Origin of the sequence: Pseudonocardia ailaonensis, assembly GCF_039531635.1 — a bacterium.
Lineage (GTDB): Bacteria > Actinomycetota > Actinomycetes > Mycobacteriales > Pseudonocardiaceae > Pseudonocardia > Pseudonocardia ailaonensis.
Genome location: NZ_BAAAQK010000005.1, coordinates 491,361 through 509,359, shown reverse-complemented (window position 1 = coordinate 509,359; position 17,999 = coordinate 491,361). Strand labels below are relative to the sequence as shown.

Genomic DNA, 17,999 nt, shown 5'->3' with positions numbered 1-17,999 from the left:
TCTCCTTTTTACGCGAGCGCCCGCACCGCTCGGGCCGGTTCGCGGGCCCCTGTGATGGACGCCACCATGTCCAGCACCCGCCGCGTCTGCGCGACCTCGTGCACGCGGAACACCTTGGCACCCGCCGCGGCGGCCAGCGCGGTGGCCGCGAGCGTGCCCTCGAGCCGCTCCTCGAGCGCCGCGCCGAGGGCCTCGCCCACGAAGTCCTTGTTCGACAGCGCCATGAGCACCGGCCAGCCCGTGGCGACCAGCTCGTCGCAGCGGCGCAGCAGCTCCAGGCCGTGCCAGGTGTTCTTGCCGAAGTCGTGGGTGGGGTCCACGAGGATGCCCTCCCGCGGCACGCCCAGGGTCAGGAGTCGCTCGGCCTGACTCGTGACCTCGGCGATCACGTCCGCGACGATGTCCGCGTAGCGCACCCGGTGGGGCCGCAGCCGGGGCACCGCGCCGCCCGTGTGCGAGCAGACGATCCCGACGCCGAACTCCGCCGCGACCTCGGCGAGCCCCGGATCGGCACCCTGCCAGGTGTCGTTGAGCAGGTCCGCGCCCTCGGCGACGGCACGCCGGCCCACCTCGGCGCGCCAGGTGTCCACGCTGATCACCACGTCCGGGTGCCGCGCGCGCACGGCCGCGACGAACGGGACGACGCGCCGGATCTCCTCCGCCGCGTCGACCACCGCGCCCGGCCCGGCCTTCACCCCGCCGATGTCGACGATGTCCGCGCCCTCGGCGACCACGGCGTCCACCCGGGCCAGGGCGGCGTCGTCGCTGAACGTCGCGCCCCGGTCGTAGAACGAGTCCGGCGTGCGGTTGACGATCGCCATCACGAGGGCGCGATCGGCGGCAGGCACGCGGCTGCCGAAACGGAGGCTCACACGGTCGATCGTGACACGTGGCAGGCGTCCAGCGCCTCCTCCACCGTCGTGGCGACCGTCAACCGGGTCAGCGGCGAGTGCTGGCTGGCGAAGCCGCGCTCGACCAGACCGGAGACCCAGTCCAGCAGGCCGGTGTAGTGGCCGTCGGGATCGAGGACGACGACGGGCTTGTCGTGCAGGTCCAGCGATCCCGCCGTCCACACCTCGAACAGCTCCTCGCAGGTCCCGATCCCGCCGGGGAGGGCGAGGAACGCGTCCGCATGGGCCTCCATCAGCGCCTTGCGCTCGCGCATGGTCTCGGTGACCAGCAGCTCGTCCGAGTCGTGGTCCGCCCACTCGCGCTCGACCATCGACCGCGGGATGACGCCGACGGTCCGCGCCCCGCCCTTGCGCGCGGCCACCGCGACGGCGCCCATCATCGACTTCCGCCCGCCCCCGGAGACCAGGCCCCAGCCGCGGCCGGCGATGGCGGTGCCGACCTCCGCGGCCAGCTCGAGGTAGCGCCCGGGCACCCCGTCGGAGGACCCGCAGTAGACACACACCTTCATCAGTGCGCGTCCTCCCAGGCCTTGTACGCGGCCTGGACGACGTCCACCGCCTCGTCGACGTCGTCGGTGACGTGGAGCAGCCCGAGGTCCTTCTCGCCGATCTTGCCGCTCTCCAGCACCGGCCCGGCGATCCAGTCGTAGAGCCCCTGCCAGTAGTGCGAGCCCAGCAGCACGACGGGGAACTTGGTGACCTTCTTCGTCTGCACCAGGCAGAGCGCCTCGAACAGCTCGTCGAGCGTGCCAAACCCGCCCGGCAGGCAGACGAAGGCCTGCGAGTACTTGACGAACATCGTCTTGCGCACGAAGAAGTAGCGGAAGTTGATACCGAGGTCGACCCAGTCGTTGAGGCCCTGCTCGAAGGGCAGCTCGATGCCGAGCCCGACCGACATCCCGCCGGCCTCCTGGGCGCCGCGGTTGACCGCCTCCATCGCGCCCGGCCCGCCGCCGGTGATCACCGCGTACCCGGCCTCGGCCAGCGCCGTGCCCAGCGCCCGGCCCTGCGCGTACTCGAGGTGGTCGCGCGGGGTGCGCGCGGACCCGAACACCGTGACGGCGCGGGGCAGCTCGGCCAGCATGCCGAAGCCCTCGACGAACTCCGCCTGGATCCGCATGACCCGCCACGGGTCGGTGTGCACCCAGTCGTGCGGCCCCCGGTCGTCCAGCAGCCGCTGGTCGGTGGTGGTGGGCTCGATCATGCGCTCGCGCCGCAGCACGACCGGACCGCGCAGCTTCTCGTCCGGCCGGCCCCCGTTGACACTCATGGCGTCAGGGTACGGAGATCGGGTGTCAGGACAGGAACGCGGTGAGAACCTCGGTGCAACGGGTGATGGCGCGCGTGTCGACGTGCTCGTCCCGGGTGTGCGCGAGGTTCGGGTCCCCGGGCCCGTAGTTGATCGCGGGGATGCCGAGCGCGGCGAACCGCGAGACGTCCGTCCAGCCGTACTTCGCCCGGGCGGTGGTGCCGGTGGCCTCCAGGAACTGCCGCGCGGCGGGCTGGGAGAGCCCCGGCAGGGCACCCGCGGACCGATCGGTGAGGGTCACGTCGAACCCCTCGAGGACCTCGCGGACGTGCTGCTCGGCCTGCTCCGGGCTCCGGTCCGGGGCGAACCGGAAGTTGATCGTGACCACGGCCTCGTCCGGGACGACGTTGCCCGCGACGCCACCGCTGATCCGCACGGCCTGCAGGCCCTCGCGGTAGACGCAGCCGTCGATGTCCACGTCCCGCGGCGTGTACTCCGCCAGCCGGCGCAGGATCTCGCCGGCGCGGTGGATCGCGTTGTCGCCGAGCCAGGAGCGGGCCGAGTGCGCCCGGCGGCCCGCGGTGCGGACCTCGACGCGCAGCGTGCCCTGGCAGCCGGCCTCGACCTCGCCGTCCGTCGGCTCGCCGAGGATCGCGAGGTCCGCCGCCAGCCAGTCCGGGTGGTTGCGCTCGATCCGGCCGAGGCCGTTGCGGACCGCCTCGACCTCCTCGCAGTCGTAGAACACCAGCGTGAGGTCGTGGCGCGGTTCGGTGATCGTGGCGGCGAGGTGCAGGAACACCGCGTCCCCGGCCTTCATGTCGCTCGTGCCGCAGCCGTACAGGAGCTCGCCCTCGCGCCGGCCGGGCACGTTGTCCGCGATCGGGACGGTGTCGAGATGGCCCGCCAGCAGCACCCGCGTGGGCCTACCCAGGTTCGTGCGGGCCAGCACCGCCTGCCCGTCCCGGAGCACCTCGAGGTGCGGCAGCGCCCGCAGGGCCGCCTCCACGGCGTCCGCCAGCTTCTCCTCGTCCCCCGACACGCTCGGGACGTCGACGAGGGCGGCGGTGAGGTCGATCGGGTCGGCGGTCAGGTCCACCGCCCTACTGTTCCACGCCTTCCTCGACGACCCGGGCCAGCCTCGGCAGCACGTGGTCCCGCCAGCCCGGCCCCATGTTCTCGAACGCGTGCCGCCCCTGCGGGTCGTCGAGGTCGAACCCGCTGTGCTCCAGGACCAGCCGGGTCCCGCGCCCCTCGGGCACCAGGGTCCAGGTGAGCGTCCAGGCGCCGTTGAAGGTGTAGACGAACCGCTCCGGCTCGACCACCTCGGTGACCACGCAGGCGATCGCGCCCCACTTCGGCATCTGCAGGGTGAACTCGTGCCCGACGACGGCCTTCACGTCCCCGGGCGCCCACCAGCGCCCGATCCGGTCGGGATCGGTCAGGGCCTGCCACACCTTCTCCGGCGGCCCCGCCACGAACTGGTCCACCGTCACGGCGGCACTGAGAGTCACTGCTCCTCCTCCACGAACTCCGCAAGGTCACGCAGGGTGCGCCGCCAGTACGCCTCGAACGGCGCCAGCCACTCCCCGATCTCCTCCAGCGGCTCGGCCCGCAGCGCGTAGAACCGCTGCCGCCCCCGCGCCTCGTCGACCACGAGCGCCGCCTTCCGAAGGACGGCGAGGTGCTCGGCCACAGCGGGCCGGCTCAGGGTCCGGCTCCCCCCGGTGAACTCCCCGGCCAGTTCTCCGGCACTGCGCGGCCCGTCCACCAGCAGCTCCAGCAGCCTGCGGCGCACGGGATGGGCGAGCGCCAGGAACACCTCGTCCGCCATGACCCCATGATGCGTCGGGAGTTCCCGACATGTCAACTCTTCCCGACACGTCTGCGGCGACCGCCCCCGGCGCCGCGCGGGCGCCGATTTAGACTCGCGTCCCGTGAGCACCGACTTCCGCACCGAGCCCGCGTCCGGCACCGGCCTGGCCACCGTCACGTCCGACGGGACCGTTCTCGACGTCTGGTACCCCGCCCCCGCGCTCGGCACCGATGCTCCGGACACCTCCGCCGACCTGAAGGCGCTGGCCGGCGTGGACGCGGACCGGGGCGTGGAGCAGAAGGTCGTCCGCACCGAGATCGGGTCGCTCGCCGACAAGCCCGTCGACGCGGCGGACGTCTACCTGCGTCTGCACCTGCTCTCCGGGCGGCACGTCCGGCCGCACGAGGTCAGCCTCGAGGGCCAGTTCGGGCTGCTCGCCAACGTCGCCTGGACGAACTTCGGCCCGTGCGCCGTGGCCGGGTTCGAGCTCACCCGGGCGAAGCTGCGGGCGCGCGGCCCGGTCACCGTGTTCGGCGTGGACAAGTTCCCGCGGATGGTCGACTACGTGCTGCCCACCGGTGTCCGGATCGCGGACGCGGACCGGGTCCGCCTGGGCGCGCACCTCGCCGAGGGCACCACCGTCATGCACGAGGGCTTCGTGAACTTCAACGCCGGCACGCTCGGCTCCTCCATGGTCGAGGGCCGGATCTCCGCGGGCGTCGTGGTCGGCGACGGTTCGGACGTCGGCGGCGGCGCGTCCATCATGGGCACGCTCTCGGGCGGCGGCACCCAGGTGATCTCGATCGGCGAGCGCTGCCTGCTGGGCGCGAACGCCGGCATCGGCATCTCACTGGGCGACGACTGCGTGGTCGAGGCCGGCCTGTACGTCACCGCGGGCACCAAGGTGACCCTGCCGGACGGCACGACCGCCGCCGCGCGCGAGCTCTCCGGGCAGGACGGCCTGCTGCTGCGCCGCAACAGCGTCTCCGGTGCCGTCGAGGCGCTGCCCCGCACCGGCCACGGCATCGCGCTCAACAGCGAGCTCCACAAGAACTGAGCCCGCGTTCATCTTCGTGAGCTACGGTCTCCGGCCGTGTCCGCCCCCACCCTCCCCTCGAACGGCCCTGCCCTGATCACCGTCGACGATCTGCCCTCCCCGCTCACGGCCGAGGTGTCCGACTCCCCCGCGCACCACGTGCGGGCGGCGCTGGACCTGCGCCTGCGGGCCCTGCTCGCGCACGACCCGGGCACCCGGGACGGCACCGACCCGGAGCACCTGCACCAGATGCGCGTGTCCGTGCGCCGGATGCGGGCCGCACTGAAGGCCGCGCGCCCGCTGCTCGACGCGGCGTGGTCGGACGGCCTGCGGGCCGAGCTGGGCTGGCTCGGGCGGGCCCTCGGGCCGGTGCGGGACCTCGACGTCCTGCTGCTGCGCCTGCGCGGTGAGATCGCCGAGCTGCCCGCCCGTGAGCAGGAGGCGGGCGAGCAGCTCGTCGCGGCGCTCGACGGCGAGCGGGACCAGGCGCGCGCCGAGATGCTGGCCGTGCTCACCTCGGGCCGCTACCAGGGGCTCCTCGAACGGATCGCCGATGCCATCCGGCTGCCGCTGCCGACCCCGTCGGCCACCCAGGCGCAGCCCGAGCTCGTCGATCTCGTGCGGGCGGAGGTCCGCAAGCTCACCAAGGCCGTGCGCCGCGCGGGCGACGACCCGCCGGACGCGGTCCTGCACGAGCTGCGGATCCACGGCAAGCGCGTGCGCTACACCGGCGAGCTGGTCGAGCCGATGCTCGGCGCGCCCGTGAAGCGCCTGCTCAAGGCCACCGCCGGCCTCCAGGAGGTGCTCGGCGACCACCAGGACGCGTGCGTGGCCGAGGAGCGCATCCGGCGGCTCCTCGACGAGCTGGGCGAGTACCCCGAGGCCCACGTCGTGTTCGTGGCCGGGCGGCTCGTCGAGCGCGAGCGCGCCCGGGCCACCCGGCTCCGGGGCGAGTGGTGGGCGGCGTGGGAGCACGTCGCGGCACGCGCCGCGGAGGTCTAGCTAGCCGGCCAGCCGCCGCACGGCCTCGTCGATCCGCTCGTCCGTGGCCGTGACGGCGATCCGGACGTGCGAGGCGCCCGCGGGGCCGTAGAACTCGCCGGGCGCCGCGAGGATCCCCTTCTCCGCGAGCGCGTGGACCGTCTCGCGGCACGGGCGGCCCGCGGTCGTCCATAGGTAGAGGCCGGCCTCGGAGTGGTCGACCCGGTAGCCGGCGCCCTCCAGCGCGGCCCGCAGCCGCCCGCGGCGCTTGTCGTAGAGCGTGACCTGCTCGGCCACGTGCGCGTCGTCCGACGCGGCGGCCTCCATCGCGGCCTGCACCGGGAACGGCACGATCATGCCGGCGTGCTTGCGGATCTCGAGCAGCTCGGCGACCAGGCGCGCGTCCCCGGCGAGGAACGCCGCCCGGTACCCCGCGAGGTTCGACGACTTGGAGAACGAGTGCACGGCCAGCAGGCCCGCGTGGTCGCCGTCGGACACCGCCGGGGCCAGCACGGACGCCGCGGGCGAGCCGAAGGAGAGCGAGAGATAGCACTCGTCCGAGGCCACGACCGCGCCCACCGCGCGCGCCGCGGCCACCGCGGCCCGCAGCGCCTCCGCGGGGAGCACCCGTCCGGTGGGGTTCGACGGCGAGTTCAGCCAGACGAGCCTGGTGCCCGCGGGCGGGGCCTCACCGTCGGCCAGCCGCACCACGGTGGCGCCGGCGATCAGGGCACCGACCTCGTAGGTCGGGTAGGCGGTGTCCGGGACCGCGACCAGGTCCCCCGGCCCGACCCCCAGCAGCGTCGGCAGCCACGCCACGAGCTCCTTGGAGCCGATGGTGGGCAGCACGGCGGCCGGGTCGACGGGGGCGCCGAACCGGCGGTCCAGCGCCCCGGCCAGGGCCTCGCGCAGGGAGGGGAGCCCGTAGGTCGTCGGGTACCCGGGCACGTCCGCGGCCGGCCCGGCGAGCGCCGCACGGACGACGGCGGGCACCGGGTCGACGGGCGTGCCGACCGAGAGGTCGACGATCCCGCCCGGGTGCGAGGCCGCGAGGGCCTTGTCCCCGGCGAGCGAGTCCCACGGGAAGTCGGGCAGCGCCCTCATGCCGAGAGGGCCCTCACTCGTCGTGCTCGACGGGCGCCAGGCTCTTGATGGGCTCCGGGTCGGACTCGGTCAGCCCGACCTTCGACGCACCGCCCGGGGAGCCGAGCTCCTCGAAGAAGTCCGCGTTGGCCTTGGTGTACGTGCCCCACTGCTCCGGCACGTCGTCCTCGTAGTAGATGGCCTCGACCGGGCACACCGGCTCACAGGCGCCGCAGTCCACGCACTCGTCGGGGTGGATGTAGAGCATCCGGCCACCCTCGTAGATGCAGTCGACCGGACATTCCTCGATACACGCCTTGTCCTTGAGATCCACACAGGGCTCGGCGATCACGTACGTCACGGACTGTCCTCCACTAACGGGCCGCACACATGGTGCGCTGGGGGTACCGGGTGGCAGGTTAACCCGGACGTACCGCCTCGGGCAGCAAAGGGGAGCCTCACCAGATGCCACGCCAGGACGGCGTCCCGAACTGCGGGACGCAGGACCGGATCGACGCCGCGCTCGGCCACCGGGTCTCGCTGCGCCACCGGATCGGCGAACGCGAGGGTCGGCCGCTCTACACCGACGCCGTCGGCACCCTCTCGTCCGACGGCGACGGCACCCTCGTGGTGGACACGAGGCGCGGCGAGGTCCGCGTCGAGCGCGCCGCGGTGGCCGCGCTGCGGGTCGTCCCGCCGGCCCCGGCCCGGCGGGCGTCCTGGAGCGCCGTCGCCCACCTGGAGAATCTCTGCGCGGACGGCTGGCCCGCGCTCGTCGACGAGCCGCTGGGAGCCTGGCGGCTGCGCGCGGCGGACGGTTTCTCGGGCCGCGCGAACTCCGCGCTGGCGATCGGCGATCCGGGCGTGCCACCGCCCGCCGCCCTCGACCGGGTGCGCACCTTCGCCGCCGCGCACGGCATCCCCGCGCGGCTCCAGACCCCCGTCGGCTCCCCCTGGTCGGCGGGCGCGCAGCGCGCGGGCTGGACGCTCGACACCGGGCACGAGGCCGGTGCGGAGGTCGCCGTCCTGGTGATGGAACTCACCGCCCTCGCCGGGCCGGCGAGCGGCGTCACGATCGGGCAGGAGCCCGGCGACGACTGGTGGTCGGTCACTGGCGCTCCCACGGGCCCGGCCGAGCGGCACGTCCTCACCGCCGCGGCCGCCCCCGGCTACGGCACGGCCCACACGGCCGGCCGCCCGGTCGGCGCGGTCCGCGCCGCCGTCGTCGAGGACCACCTGTACCTGTCCCGGCTCGCCGTGCTCCCGGACGCACGCCGCGGCGGGACCGGCACGGCGCTCACCCGCGCGGCCGCGGGCTGGGGTCTCGAGCGCGGTGCCCGGTGGGCGGTACTGCAGGTGGCGCTCGCCAACACCGGCGCCCGCGCGTTCTACGAGCGGCTCGGCGCCACCGAGCACCACCGCTACCACTACCTGGTGCCCGCGACCTGAGCCCCGGACCGGGCCGTCGCCGCGTCAGTCCGGCGCCGGCCCGGTCGAACCGGCCGGGACCAACCGCGGGACGACGAGATGCGGGCCCGGTTCGGGCCCGGGCATGCCCGAGTGGTGGGCGTCGAGCGCCTCGAGCAGCAGCCGCGCGGCACAGCGGGCCAGCTCGGCGTACTCGACCCGGATCAGGGTCGGCGGCGGGTCGGCGAGTGAGAACCAGGCCGGGTCGCCGTAGACGACCAGCGAAAGCTCCGCGGGTACCCGCCGCCCGCTCGCCCGCACCGCCTCGGCCACTCCGACGGACAGCGACCCACCACCGACCAGCACCGCCGTGACGTCGGACCGGGCCAGCAGGTCCTCGGTGGCCGAGCGCCCCAGCTCGCGGGTGGGCTCGACGAGCCGCATCGCGAGCGTGTCCGGGTCCAGGCCGGCGTCCGCCATGCCGTGGCGCACCCCGCGCAGCCGGATCGCGCCGTTGGACAGCGCCTCCGGCGTGCCGACGTACCCGATCCGGGTGTGCCCCAGCCCCGCGAGGTGTCGCACGCTCTCGGTCATCGCCCGCTCGTCGTCGGAGAACACGCCGGGCGCGGCGATCCCGGAGGCGCGGTGCAGCTCCACGACCGGCTGGCGCTCCAGCAGCCTGCGGGTGTCGTCGAGGACGTGGGTGCTCGGCGAGATGACCAGCCCGGCGATCCGGCTGGCGGTGAGCTCGCGCAGCGCCTGCAGCTCGCGCTCCGGGTCGTTCTCGGTGATCGTGAGGATCATCTGGGTGCCGTCCGCGGAGAGCAGCCGCGCGCACTCGGCGGCGACCGCGGAGTAGGCCGGGGTGTCGACGTACGGGATCACGAACCCGACGAAGGCGCGGCTGGTGGTGGCCGAGAGCGCGCGGGCCAGCCGGTTCGGCACGTACCCGCGCTCGTCGGCGTGCTTCCGGATCCGCTCGGCGACCTCGGGACGGACCGCCGGGCTGCCGTTGAGCGCCCGGGACACCGTGGCGGTCGAGACTCCCAGCTCACGGGCCAGGTCCACGACTCCGACGGAGGCGCGCCGGGTCCGACCGGACATCCCCTCCCCCTCGTGTAATCCTTTACAGCAAGCGGTTCCCAGTCGAGCACATCGCGTCCGCCGAGGTCAACGACGCCCCCGGATCATCCCGCTCGGCCCGCGGGCCCCACGCGGTGCCCGTGCTCGTCGAGCCAGCGCTGCGCCTCCTTGGCCGCGCGCTTGAGCCCGGACCACTCGCCGAAGTACTTCCCGACCACGCCGACGACCGGCAGCAGGCCGATCGCCTCGTGGTAGAAGCGGCCGTGGGGGCGCTTGTCCAGCTCGTCCTCCACGGCGAGCAGCGCCCGGCCCAGCCGCCACACCGCCCCCGCGACCTTCGCCGCGCCGGGCCTGCGGTCCGCGGCCCGCAGGTCGCCCTCGATCTCCTCGGCCGAGCGCCGGGCGGCGGCGTCCTCCGCCGCGGACGGCCCCTGCAGCGTCACCCGCCGCCGGAACAGCACCCACGCCAGCAGCGCGACGAGCTCGTCCTCCTCCGACACACCCCGCTCGCCGGCCACCGCGACCAGCAGCATCCCCTGCCCGGCCGCGCCGACCACGGACGACACCGGCAGCGACCGGGCGAGCGCACCGCCCAGGCCCGGGATCGCCGCGACCGCCGTGGTGAACCGCCCGACCCGGCGGATCCACCAGCGCTCGCGGGCCGCCACGTCCATCCCGGCCCACGCCGACGTCCCCGGCACCTCGACCGACGCCAGCGCGTCGAGCACCGTGTCCCGGGCGCTGCGCTCCGCGGAGTCGGAGGCGGAGCCGGAAGGGGCGCGACCGCGCAGGCCGAAGGGATCCGACTCGCGCAGCGCACGCAGGATCGGCCTGGTCGCCCGGACGAAGGGCCGCAGCACCGTGACGATGGCGGACTCCGGGATGGGGCCGTCGCTCATCGCCCTCCCTCGCTGCGCTCGGTCGGCGCTGCGCGAAGGCGCTGTGCCCATGGTTCGCTCGCACGCTCGCTCATCGCCCTCCCTCGCTGCGCTCGGTCGGCGCTGCGCGAAGGCGCCCTGCCCATGGTTCGCTCGCACGCTCGCTCACGCACGAATCATCCCGTTCGCGTGGGTGTCCCGCCCGGCGAGGCGGCGTTGCGGGCCGCGCGCTCCCGATCGCCGCGGTCGACGATCCGGCGGAGCGGGATCAGCCCGCACAGCACCGCGGCGAGGACCAGCAGCAGCGTCTGCCAGGTGGCCGGCAGCAGCGTGTCCCCGCCCGGCCCGGCCAGCCCCAGCACCCCGGTGACCAGCACCCAGATCCACAGCGGACCGCCCGCCACCAGCGGCGACGGCGAGACCTCCCCGGCGGCGAAGACCATCCACGGCATCGTCGCGAGCACCAGGAACATGCCGAGCGGCACCGGTATAGCCCCGATGTAGGAGGGTTGCACCAGCAGCTCGAGCGCCGCGAGCACGGCCGAGAGCACGAGCAGTGCGACGAGCGTGGCGGTCCTCACGGCGCGAGGCCCCCGAGGAGGTCGTCCGGCGCCGGGCCTTCCCCGGTGGCGAGCGCGAACTCCTCCACGTCGGAGAACGGCTGGGCGACGTCGTTGCTCATCGCGTACACGATCTCGTCCCCCCGCTCCCACACCGCGATCTGGGTGGCGTGGGCGCGCATCGCGGCGACCCGGGCCGCGCGGTGGGCGGCGACGTCCACCCGCGTGGTGACGACGTCGTCCGGCGCGCTGGGCAGCTCGTCCGGCCCGGGGCGGGTGAAGGGCTGGTCGGCGGGCATCCCCGCGATCCCGGCGTCGAGCGCGGCACGGGACCGCACCGCGTGGAACACCCGCGCGACGATCTCGGGCCGGGCGGCCGCGACTGCGGTGGCCAGCTCGTGGGCGCGGACGTGGTCGGGATGGCCGTACCCACCGTCGTCGGCGTAGGAGACGAGGACCTGCGGGCGCACCTCGTCGACGATCGCGAGCAGCTGCGCAACCTGCTCCTCGGGTCCGGAGGCGGTGAGCGCGCGCGGGTGCAGCGACTCGAGCGCGACCGCCCGGGTGCCCTCGCCGTGCCCCATCCCGCTGTCGCGCCAGCGGGCGGCCCCGCCGAGGAAGTGGTGCTCCGGGGAGCCGAGCGCCTCGAGCGCGCCCGCGAGCTCCCCGATCCGGTAGCCGCCCAGCTGGTCCGCGCGGTCCGGGGCGAGCTCCCGCAGCGCCGGCGGGATCACCTCGCCCTCCTCGCCGAGCGTGCAGGTGACCACCACGCACCGGGTGTCCGGGTCCGCCGCGTACCGGGCGATCGCCCCGCCCGTCGTCAGGGTCTCGTCGTCCGGATGGGCATGGACGAACAGCACGCAGCGCACCACCGGACTCTACGACCCCTCGTGAGTGGCGATAGTCGCCATGGCGACTATCGCCACTCACGAGGATCAGAGCAGGGCGCGGGTCTCGGCGTAGTGGCAGGCGGCCGGGTGGCCCTGGCCGCGATCCACCAGCTCCGGGGGCTGCTCCACGCACTGCGTCCGCTGCGCATCCGTCAGCTCGTTGGCGAACTTCGGGCACCTCGTGCGGAAGCGGCAGCCGCTGGGCGGGTTGGCCGGGCTCGGCAGGTCCCCGACGACCGTGATCCGCTCCCGGGCCCGCTCCTTGCGGGGGTCCGGCAGCGGGATCGCCGAGATCAGGGCCTGCGTGTACGGGTGCGCCGGGCCCGTGAACAGCTGCTCCGACGTGCCCGTCTCCACGATCTGCCCCAGGTACATCACGGCGATCCGGTCCGCGATGTGCCGCACCACCGACAGGTCGTGGCTCACGAACAGGTACGACAGGCCCAGCTCGGACTGCAGCTCGTCGAGCAGGTTGAGCACGCCCGCCTGGATGGAGACGTCGAGCGCGGACACCGGCTCGTCGAGCACCAGCAGTCTGGGCCGCAGCGCGAGCGCCCGCGCGATGCCGATGCGCTGGCGCTGCCCGCCGGAGAACTCGTGGGCGTACCGGTTGCCGTGCTCGGGCTTGAGCCCGACCGTCTGCATCAGCTGGCGGACCTGGTCGCGGCCCCCGTCGGCGAAGAGCCCGTGGATCCGCAGCGGCTCGGCGATGATCTCGTTCACCGGCAGCCGCGGGTCCAGCGACGCGTACGGGTCCTGGAACACGATCTGCAGCTCCCGCCGCAGCTCCCGCATGTCGCCGCGGGCCATCCGGGTGAGGTCCCGGTCCTTGTAGAGCACCTCGCCCGACGTGGCCGGGATCAGGTTGAGGACCACGCGGGCGGTCGTCGACTTCCCGCAGCCGGACTCCCCGACCAGGCCCAGGGTCTCGCCCTCGGCCAGGTCGAACGACACCCCGGACACGGCCTGCACCGCCCCGATCTGCCGCCGGATCAGGCCCTTCGACCGGATCGGGAAGTGCTTGACGACGTTGCGCACCGACAGCAGCGTCGGCGCCTGGGCGGGGGCACTCACTGGGACTCCTTCGCGAGCGCGGCCAGCGCGTCGGGATCGGCGACCTCGGTGTCGAACACGTCCCCGGCCTCCGCGCCGGCCAGCGAGTCCGCGAAATGGCAGGCGGCGAGGTGCTCCGAGCTGGTGGTGGGCCGCAGCTCCGGCTCCGTCTCGTCGCAGATCCCGGCGTGCTTGGGGCATCGGGGGCCGAACGGGCAGCCCGGCGGCATGTTGACCACCGACGGCGGCGACCCCGGGATCGGCGTGAGCCGCTCGCTGGGCCGGTCCATCCGCGGCAGGCTGCCGAGCAGGCCGAGCGTGTAGGGCATGCGCGGGGTGTAGAAGATGTCCTCCGCGGTGCCGGCCTCGACCAGCTTGCCCGCGTACATCACCATCACCCGGTCCGCCTGGCCCGCGATCACGCCCAGGTCGTGCGTGATCAGCACCATCGCCGCACCCGTCACGTCCTGGGCCGCGGAGAGCGCCTCCATGATCTGGGCCTGCACCGTGACGTCGAGCGCCGTGGTCGGCTCGTCCGCGATGATCACGTCCGGGTCGTTGGCCATCGCGATCGCGATGACCACGCGCTGGCGCATGCCGCCCGAGAGCTCGTGCGGGAAGGAGTGCGCCCGCTCGGCGGCGTTGGGGATGCGGACCTTGTCGAGCAGCTCCACGGCCCGGTCCATCGCCGCCGCCTTGCTGACGTCGTGGTGGGCGCGGACGGCCTCGGCGATCTGCGCCCCGACGGAGTAGACGGGGTTCAGCGAGGTCATCGGGTCCTGGAAGATCATCGCGACCCGGGAGCCCCGGACTCGCGTCATCTCCGCCTCGGACAGGGTCAGCAGATCGCGGCCGTCGAACAGCACCTCGCCGCTGACCTTCGCGCTGTTCGGCAGCAGCCGCATCACGGCCATCGAGGTCACGGACTTGCCCGAGCCGGACTCGCCGACGATGCCGAGCACCTCGCCGCGGCGCAGCGCGTAGTTCACGCCGCGCACGGCGCGCACCGGCCCGTCGTCCGACGGGAAGGAGACGTCGAGGTCGCGGACCTCGAGCACCACGTCGCCCTTCGCGGGAGCACTGCCGGCGGCGGGCCGGGACCCGTTGGGCGACAGATCGATCTCTTCCGGGGAGGTCACTGGCGCACCTTGGTCTGCTGGGGGTCGAACGCGTCACGCAGGCCGTCGCCGATGAAGTTGATCGTGAGCGCGATGATGATGATGAACAGGCCGGGGAAGTAGAACAGCCACGGCCGGGTGGTGAGCGCTGTCTGCGCCTCGCTGACCAGCAGGCCGAGCGAGGTGTCCGGCGAGGTCACGCCGAAGCCCAGGTAGGACAGCGAGGTCTCGATGAGGATCGCCAGCGCCACCAGGATGGTGAGGTTGACGAGGATCGAGCCCAGGGCGTTGGGCACCAGGTGCCGCAGGATGATCCGGGAGTCGCTCGCGCCGAGCGCCTTGGCGGCCTCCACGAACTCCTTCTCCCGCAACGACAGCACCACGCCGCGCGCGACCCGGGACACATATGCCCAGTACAGCGCCGCAATGACCAGCGCGATCAGGTACCAGGTACCGCCGAAGTTGTGCGCCAGCATGGCCGCGACGGCGATCAGCGGCAGCGTCAGCACCAGGTCCGAGATGCGCATCATGACCGTGTCGACCCAGCCGCCGAAGTACCCGGCGATGGAGCCCCACAGCGTGCCCACGGCCGTCGCCAGGATCGCGACGGACACCGAGACCTGCAGCGAGATCCGGGTGCCGCGCAGCACCTGCGCGAACTGGTCGCGCCCGGCCGAGTCCGTGCCGAACGGGTGGTCCCACGAGGGCGGGACGGAGTTGTCCGGCGTGTACTGCCCCGGGTCGTACTTCCAGAGCGCGCCGCCGACGTAGGCCAGCAGGACCAGCGCGATCAGCACGCCGAGGCTGATCACGGCCGCCCGGTGCTGCAGGAACCGCCGGAACACGAGCTGGGCCTGGCTGCGCTCGCCGACGGTGAACTCGCGGTCCGTCCCCGTGGTGACCTGGGGATCGCGGGTCTGGGTGGTGATCTCAGGCATAGCGGATCCTGGGGTCGAGGACGCCGTAGAGCAGGTCGGCGATCAGGTTGAAGACGATCACCACGGTCGCCGCGAGCAGCAGCCACGACGCCGTCGCGTACACGTCGTTCATGCGGATCGACTGGACCAGGTAGTCGCCCATGCCCTTCCACTGGAAGACGTTCTCGGTGACGACGGCGCCACCGATGATGGAGGCGATGTCGAGCGCCGTCACGGTGGTCAGCGGGATGAGCGCCGTGCGCAGCGCGTGCTTGACCATGACCTGGCTGCGCGAGAGGCCCTTGGCCCGGGCCAGCCGCACGTAGTCCGAGTTCATCACCTCGAGCATCGAGGCCCGGGTGAAGCGGCTCCAGGCGGCGTAGGAGATCAGTGCCAGCGAGATCGTCGGCAGGATCATGTGCCCGATGATGTCCAGGATGTAGGCGCCGGTGCCCTGGGGCGGTGGCACCGAGGCCTGCCCGATCGTGGAGATCGCCTGCGAACCGACCGCCAGGTTGAAGCTGACGCCGGCCTGCTTGAGCAGGATCGCGAACCAGAACGCCGGCATCGCGAGGAACAGGAACCCGACGAACGTCGCGGCGTAGTCGAACTTCGAGTACTGCCGCACGGCGGTCAGGACGCCGAGCAGCACGGCCAGGACCAGCGCGATGACCATCGCGACGGCGATGAGCCGGATCGTGACGAGGAACCGGTCACCGAGGTCGTGGCCGATGCTGGCGGTCGACACGACCGACGGGCCGAAGTTCCCGGTGAAGATGCCGCCGAGCCACGAGAAGTACCGCGGGATGAGCGACTGGTCGAGGTGCAGGCGGACCGTCTCGGCGTCGATGACGTTCTGGGGCGCCGGCGGGTTCTTCTCCCGCAGCGGCGCGAGGGGGTCGGCCGACGCCGAGCCCAACCAGAAGATGATGAACGACGCGACGATCAGGACCGGTACGGAGTACACGATCCTGCGCACGGCGAAGGCGAGCATGCGGGTGTGCTTCTTCCGACTCGTGGTGGGAGAGGCGCCCCGCTCCGCTTGTGGCGGAGCCGGCCGCCGGTGGGAGGAGAGTAGCCCCGCGAGCGGGCCCGGGCACGGTGGCGCCGGGCCCGCTCACGGGCGGAAGATCACGAACCGTTGCGGATGCCCCACTGCGACGAGTTGTACGTGATCCCGTCGAGCGACGCGTTGTTGCGGACGTTCGCGATGCTGTTCTGCACCGCGGCCAGGGTCGGCTTCTGGTACAGCGGCAGCACGTAGGCGTCGTCGGCCATGATCTTGTCGGCCTGGTTGAGCTGGGCCGTGGCCGCCTTGACGTCCGTGGACGAGGCCGCCTCGTTGATCAGGGTGTCGACCTGCGGGTTGACGTACTTGCCGTAGTTCGAGCCCGACGTGGACAGCCAGAGCTGCTGCGCTCCGCCGAACGGCGCCGGCGACATGATCCAGCCGAACACGATGACGTCGTAGTCACCGCTGCTCAGGGTGGTGCCGAGGCTGTCGGTCGGCGTGACCGTGACGTTCACGCCGAGCTGCTTGGCGTAGCCCTGGAAGAGCTCGCACTCGGTCTGCCGCACCGCGTTGCCCACCGTGTAGCGGATGCGCAGCGCGGGCACGGCCTGACCCTGCGGGTCGACGAGCGCCGTCCCGACCCCGGTGTAGCCGGCGTCGGTCAGGATCTTCTTGGCCTTGTCGATGTCACCCGTGCCCTGGCCGGTCGCGGACAGGTTGTCCTGGTAGCCGTCCTGCTGCGGGACGAACATCTTGTTCTGCAGCGGCTTGATGTCCTTGTTGAACTGCCCGACGGTCTTGGCGATGATGTCGTTCGTGTTCACCGCCGTGAACAGGGCCTGACGCAGGGGCTTCTGGGCCAGCGCCGCGTTCTTCAGGTTGAAGTCGTAGTGCTCCCACGACAGCCCGGCCGCCTGGTAGCTCGACACGTTCGGGATGTTGTTGAGCTGGTTGACGATGTCGACCTGCGGCTGCGGGAACAGCGCCTGGACCTCGTTGTTCTGCAGGGCCAGCGGCTCCTGCGTCGCGTCGGTGATGACGCGGATGACGAGCCGGTCGAGCTTGGTCTTGGTCGCGCCGTACCACTTCGGGTTCGGGACGAGCGTCAGCGCGACGTTGTTCTGCCAGTTGTCGACCTTGAACGGGCCCGCGGAGTAGTTCGGCACGGTCTTGCCGAAGTAGTCGAACGCGGCGGCCAGTCCGGCCGGGGTGTTCAGGTCACCCTGCTTGGCCCCGATGTGCGCGGGGTAGAGCGGGGCGGCGGAGTTGAACAGGCTCTGCCAGTCGGTGTACGGCTTCGCCAGCGTGACCGTGACGGTCTTGCCGTTGTCCGAGCCGGTCACCGCGGTGACCTGGTCGTAGCCGCCGTTGCCGGCGGTCTCGCAGTCCGGGCAGTCCTTGCCGTTCTGCCACTTCCAGCTCATCACGAAGTCGTCCGCGCCGACCGGGGTGCCGTCGTCCCAGGTCGCCTCGGGCTTGATCTTGTACGTGACCGTGGTCGGGTTCGTCAGGTCGGCCGACGCGAAGACGTCCGTGTTGAGCGTGTTCTTCAGGTCCGGCGACGTGTAGTACACGTACGGCAGCAACGGCTTCGTCGACATACCGGTCCAGTCCGTGTTGCCCTCGGACGAGATCACGTTCCAGTTGTCGATGTTCTTCTCGGACGCGAGCGTGATCTGCCCACCCTGCTGCAGCTGACCCGCCGAGGCGTTGTTGCAGGTGTTGGGACTGCTGGCGCAGTCGCCGTAGACCCCGCCCGAGCTACCGCCGGTGCCACCGCCGCCACCGCAGGCCGCCAGGACGAGCGCCGCCGCCGCGGCGATCGCAGCGGCCGCGGCCGCCCTCGTTTTCCTCATCCGAATGTCCTCGATCTCTCGCACGTCCGGGCCCCGGTCGGGCCTTTCCTCGGGCCGTCCGACCCGGGGCCAGAACGGTCGCGCCCATGTGCCGGACGGCCGCCCCGATCCTTGGGCAACTTAGGAAGCTCACAGGATCGACGCCAATCGAG

20 protein-coding genes are annotated in these 17,999 nt (G+C 72.8%); 3 read left to right on the top strand and 17 right to left on the bottom strand.

Features of this window, described 5'->3' with window-relative positions:
- Positions 1-8: 8 nt before the first annotated feature.
- The 6 genes from folP to ABD324_RS11120 are packed head-to-tail and all read right to left on the bottom strand — an operon-like array spanning position 9 to position 3,991.
- Positions 9-821: a dihydropteroate synthase gene (gene folP / locus ABD324_RS11145; protein ID WP_344416341.1), complete on the bottom strand. Its 813-nt coding sequence runs from the start codon at positions 819-821 to the stop codon at positions 9-11.
- Positions 822-868: 47 nt separating this feature from the next.
- Positions 869-1,420 carry an LOG family protein gene (locus tag ABD324_RS11140; RefSeq protein WP_344415260.1) on the bottom strand — a complete coding sequence of 184 codons (552 nt, stop codon included), beginning with the start codon at positions 1,418-1,420 and terminating at the stop codon, positions 869-871.
- Positions 1,420-2,181, bottom strand: coding sequence for an LOG family protein (locus ABD324_RS11135; protein ID WP_344415257.1), 762 nt, complete (start codon positions 2,179-2,181; stop codon positions 1,420-1,422). Before ABD324_RS11135 ends, ABD324_RS11140 begins: the two co-directional genes overlap by 1 nt.
- A gap of 25 nt (positions 2,182-2,206) precedes the next feature.
- A complete protein-coding gene (gene dapE, locus ABD324_RS11130; RefSeq protein WP_344415255.1) occupies positions 2,207-3,256 on the bottom strand; it encodes a succinyl-diaminopimelate desuccinylase in 1,050 nt (349 codons plus the stop codon).
- Between the two features lie 4 nt (positions 3,257-3,260).
- Positions 3,261-3,671, bottom strand: a complete 411-nt coding sequence (locus tag ABD324_RS11125) for an SRPBCC family protein (protein ID WP_344415253.1) — start codon at positions 3,669-3,671, stop codon at positions 3,261-3,263.
- Positions 3,668-3,991 carry an ArsR/SmtB family transcription factor gene (locus ABD324_RS11120; RefSeq protein ID WP_344415251.1) on the bottom strand — a complete coding sequence of 108 codons (324 nt, stop codon included), beginning with the start codon at positions 3,989-3,991 and terminating at the stop codon, positions 3,668-3,670. The genes ABD324_RS11125 and ABD324_RS11120 overlap by 4 nt, the downstream gene beginning before the upstream one ends.
- Before the next feature lie 103 nt (positions 3,992-4,094).
- On the opposite strand from ABD324_RS11120, the gene dapD reads away from it, so the two are divergent.
- Together dapD and ABD324_RS11110 are read left to right on the top strand one after the other, a co-directional pair.
- Positions 4,095-5,030, top strand: coding sequence for a 2,3,4,5-tetrahydropyridine-2,6-dicarboxylate N-succinyltransferase (dapD, locus tag ABD324_RS11115; RefSeq protein ID WP_344415248.1), 936 nt, complete (start codon positions 4,095-4,097; stop codon positions 5,028-5,030).
- A 36-nt stretch (positions 5,031-5,066) separates the two neighbouring features.
- Complete coding sequence (locus ABD324_RS11110) at positions 5,067-6,011, top strand: CHAD domain-containing protein (protein WP_344415246.1); 945 nt, start codon at positions 5,067-5,069, stop codon at positions 6,009-6,011.
- On the opposite strand, the gene dapC is transcribed toward ABD324_RS11110, so the two are convergent.
- Both dapC and fdxA read right to left on the bottom strand, forming a co-directional pair.
- On the bottom strand, positions 6,012-7,094 hold the full coding sequence (dapC, locus tag ABD324_RS11105) for a succinyldiaminopimelate transaminase (RefSeq protein ID WP_344415244.1): 1,083 nt from the start codon (positions 7,092-7,094) through the stop codon (positions 6,012-6,014). It abuts the gene before it with no gap.
- 13 nt (positions 7,095-7,107) lie between these two features.
- Positions 7,108-7,434 carry a ferredoxin gene (fdxA, locus tag ABD324_RS11100; RefSeq protein ID WP_344415242.1) on the bottom strand — a complete coding sequence of 109 codons (327 nt, stop codon included), beginning with the start codon at positions 7,432-7,434 and terminating at the stop codon, positions 7,108-7,110.
- 104 nt (positions 7,435-7,538) lie between these two features.
- Between fdxA and ABD324_RS11095 the strand changes: the two genes are divergently transcribed.
- Positions 7,539-8,522, top strand: coding sequence for a GNAT family N-acetyltransferase (locus tag ABD324_RS11095; protein ID WP_344415239.1), 984 nt, complete (start codon positions 7,539-7,541; stop codon positions 8,520-8,522).
- Positions 8,523-8,546: 24 nt separating this feature from the next.
- Here the strand turns inward: ABD324_RS11095 and ABD324_RS11090 are convergent, their stop codons facing one another.
- The 9 genes from ABD324_RS11090 to ABD324_RS11050 form a co-directional block, all read right to left on the bottom strand.
- Complete coding sequence (locus ABD324_RS11090) at positions 8,547-9,584, bottom strand: LacI family DNA-binding transcriptional regulator (protein WP_344415236.1); 1,038 nt, start codon at positions 9,582-9,584, stop codon at positions 8,547-8,549.
- Positions 9,585-9,667: 83 nt separating this feature from the next.
- The gene (locus ABD324_RS11085) at positions 9,668-10,462 is read right to left on the bottom strand and encodes a hypothetical protein (RefSeq protein ID WP_344415234.1); all 795 of its coding nucleotides are present in this window, start codon (positions 10,460-10,462) and stop codon (positions 9,668-9,670) included.
- A 155-nt stretch (positions 10,463-10,617) separates the two neighbouring features.
- On the bottom strand, positions 10,618-11,022 hold the full coding sequence (locus ABD324_RS11080) for a hypothetical protein (protein WP_344415232.1): 405 nt from the start codon (positions 11,020-11,022) through the stop codon (positions 10,618-10,620).
- On the bottom strand, positions 11,019-11,861 hold the full coding sequence (gene mshB / locus ABD324_RS11075; RefSeq protein WP_425565843.1) for an N-acetyl-1-D-myo-inositol-2-amino-2-deoxy-alpha-D-glucopyranoside deacetylase: 843 nt from the start codon (positions 11,859-11,861) through the stop codon (positions 11,019-11,021). Before mshB ends, ABD324_RS11080 begins: the two co-directional genes overlap by 4 nt.
- Before the next feature lie 75 nt (positions 11,862-11,936).
- A complete protein-coding gene (locus tag ABD324_RS11070; RefSeq protein ID WP_344415228.1) occupies positions 11,937-12,965 on the bottom strand; it encodes an ABC transporter ATP-binding protein in 1,029 nt (342 codons plus the stop codon).
- On the bottom strand, positions 12,962-14,005 hold the full coding sequence (locus ABD324_RS11065) for an ABC transporter ATP-binding protein (protein ID WP_344416338.1): 1,044 nt from the start codon (positions 14,003-14,005) through the stop codon (positions 12,962-12,964). Before ABD324_RS11065 ends, ABD324_RS11070 begins: the two co-directional genes overlap by 4 nt.
- 74 nt (positions 14,006-14,079) lie before the next feature.
- Positions 14,080-15,000: an ABC transporter permease gene (locus ABD324_RS11060; RefSeq protein WP_344415225.1), complete on the bottom strand. Its 921-nt coding sequence runs from the start codon at positions 14,998-15,000 to the stop codon at positions 14,080-14,082.
- Positions 14,993-15,973 (bottom strand): ABC transporter permease, encoded by a 981-nt coding sequence (locus ABD324_RS11055; protein ID WP_344415222.1) that lies wholly within the window; start codon positions 15,971-15,973, stop codon positions 14,993-14,995. Before ABD324_RS11055 ends, ABD324_RS11060 begins: the two co-directional genes overlap by 8 nt.
- A 137-nt stretch (positions 15,974-16,110) precedes the next feature.
- Positions 16,111-17,847 (bottom strand): ABC transporter family substrate-binding protein, encoded by a 1,737-nt coding sequence (locus tag ABD324_RS11050; RefSeq protein ID WP_344415220.1) that lies wholly within the window; start codon positions 17,845-17,847, stop codon positions 16,111-16,113.
- Between the last annotated feature and the right edge of the window lie 152 nt (positions 17,848-17,999).